Source organism: Bathymodiolus azoricus thioautotrophic gill symbiont (assembly GCF_001298715.1).
Taxonomy (GTDB): Bacteria; Pseudomonadota; Gammaproteobacteria; order PS1; family Pseudothioglobaceae; genus Thiodubiliella.
In genome coordinates this window covers 1-1,980 of the sequence record NZ_CDSC02000487.1, presented here as the reverse complement: position 1 = coordinate 1,980, position 1,980 = coordinate 1, and the positions used below count along the sequence as shown (strand labels likewise).

The following is a 1,980-nucleotide window of genomic DNA, read 5'->3' as shown; positions in this document are numbered from 1 at the left end:
TGAGTATTGGTGGGATTAATTCAAAACAACTGAGTTACAGCCTCAAAACCATTCAGCCGATATCTGAGCTTGATACCAACAGCAAAGCATTAACTTTCTTTCAGGGTGGCGTCGCTTCTAACAAAAGTAGCAAAAGTAATGATAGTCGTCATACCACGATTAACTTAGGTGTTGGTCATCGTCTATTGGTAGAAGACGACATGGCTATCGCAGGTATTAATGTGTTTACCGACTATGAGACCAAGTCCAAGCACAAACGCCTAAGCCTTGGTTTGGAATACCAGCGTACTAACTTTAGTGCCAATATCAATAAATACCATGTATTTTCAGACAAGAAATTAGTCAACAGTGCAAAAGAAGGGGCTTGGTCGGGTTATGATATAAAATTCAACGGTCAAGCCCCTTATCTACCTTGGGTTAAAATCAAAGGCACTTATTATCACTGGGATACCACAACAGGTTCAAACATTAAGGGCAATGTTCTGGGTGTGGATATTGAGCTTACCCCGTCAGTAAGTTTTGAGTTAGGTCAAGAAAACAACAACACCATGGACGCCACAAGCTACGGCAAACTCACTGTCAAACTACCACTGGGCAACAAACAAAAATTCACCAACTTTGCCATTGCCAGCAAAGCCTTTAAAGACAGCAGTAAAATGGACTTAGGCGAGCTTGCTTGGGTAGAGCGTAATAATAAAATAAAAAATAGCACAATTTTGTTTTACGGGCTGACTTACTCACTGGTTACCTCACCTAAATCAGGTAGAGTTTGGCTTGATAGAAATCTAGGCGCCCGTCAAGTTTGCACCTCATCTACAGACGCTGATTGTTATGGTGATTACTACCAATGGGGTCGTGCAAAGGATGGTCATGAATCTAGCACTTCAGACACAACAAAAACACGGGCAAGTTCTATCACTACTCCAGCACCCAATAAATTTATCATTAATCAAGACAAAGGCTCTACCCCTCGTGATTGGGCAAAAGGTGGTATCGATAAGCGTGGCGGGCTCAGAGTAGCTGCTTGGAAAGATGGCGGAGTCAATGACATTTGCCCAGCAGGCTTTAGTGTGCCAAGTATAAACGAGTTAAAGGAAGATACTGTTGATTTTAGCGTTACAAATACTGCTACAGCCTTTTCCAGCTTCCTGAAACTGCCAGCTGCTGGCAGTCGTAATGGGTATAGTGGTGGTCTTAACGATCGTGGATCTGAGACCTTCTTGTGGATGAGGGTTAATGTTTCTGCTGCTACTGATAGTGATGCTATGGTGGTTACAAGCACAGGAGGGGCTATTACAAACAGACCTCGCACTAAAGGCGGGAGTATTCGTTGTATTAAGGACTTATAAGCATTTTGCATAAATAACCATAACCAACACTAAGAATATAACATTCAAGTGTTGGTCGGTTATTTTCTTAAAGCGTTTAGTGACACAAAAAACCCAGTCTTTTGACTGGGTTTTTTATGTACTTTTAATTTTAATAAGGCGTGTTGTCTACAAGATTGATAAAGACAACTTTAGCAACTGAGCTTATTCATTGCACTTGGCTTGTTACGATCAATTAAAGTTTGAGCTTGAAGGTCTTATGCAGTGTGTATTAACTTGGCATTAAAATACCGTGCGTTTTAATTTCAAAAAAATTCATCAGAGTTTTTAAAGATACTCAAATAGTCAAAAAAACTTGCAAAGAAAAAAATGGGGTAATGGTATAATTCTCGCAAATTTCATTACCTTAGCTTACTTGCCATGGCAAACACCCAATTAACTCATTTCTTTAAAAACACTTTTTCTAAAACCTCAACGCTTGCACTTAGTTTTTTAATTACATTCTCTTTTAGTGCTTTTGCTGCTGAGAGTCCTCAGCCATTTAACAAAGAAGCTTATCTAGACCTTGGTAAGCCTTATACCCACAACTGGAACAACTCACAACTTACCACCAAGAAAGACAACCAAGCCACCACTTTACTCAAAGAAGTCG

Annotated in this window: 2 protein-coding genes; both read left to right on the top strand. The window is 39.9% G+C overall.

The window, feature by feature from the left end; all coding sequences use genetic code 11:
- Positions 1-1,349: inverse autotransporter beta domain-containing protein (locus tag BAZSYMA_RS09210; RefSeq protein ID WP_195910187.1), on the top strand; the 1,349-nt coding region annotated here is incomplete at its 5' end.
- 399 nt (positions 1,350-1,748) lie between these two features.
- Positions 1,749-1,980: hypothetical protein (locus tag BAZSYMA_RS09205; RefSeq protein ID WP_143243194.1), on the top strand; the 232-nt coding region annotated here is incomplete at its 3' end.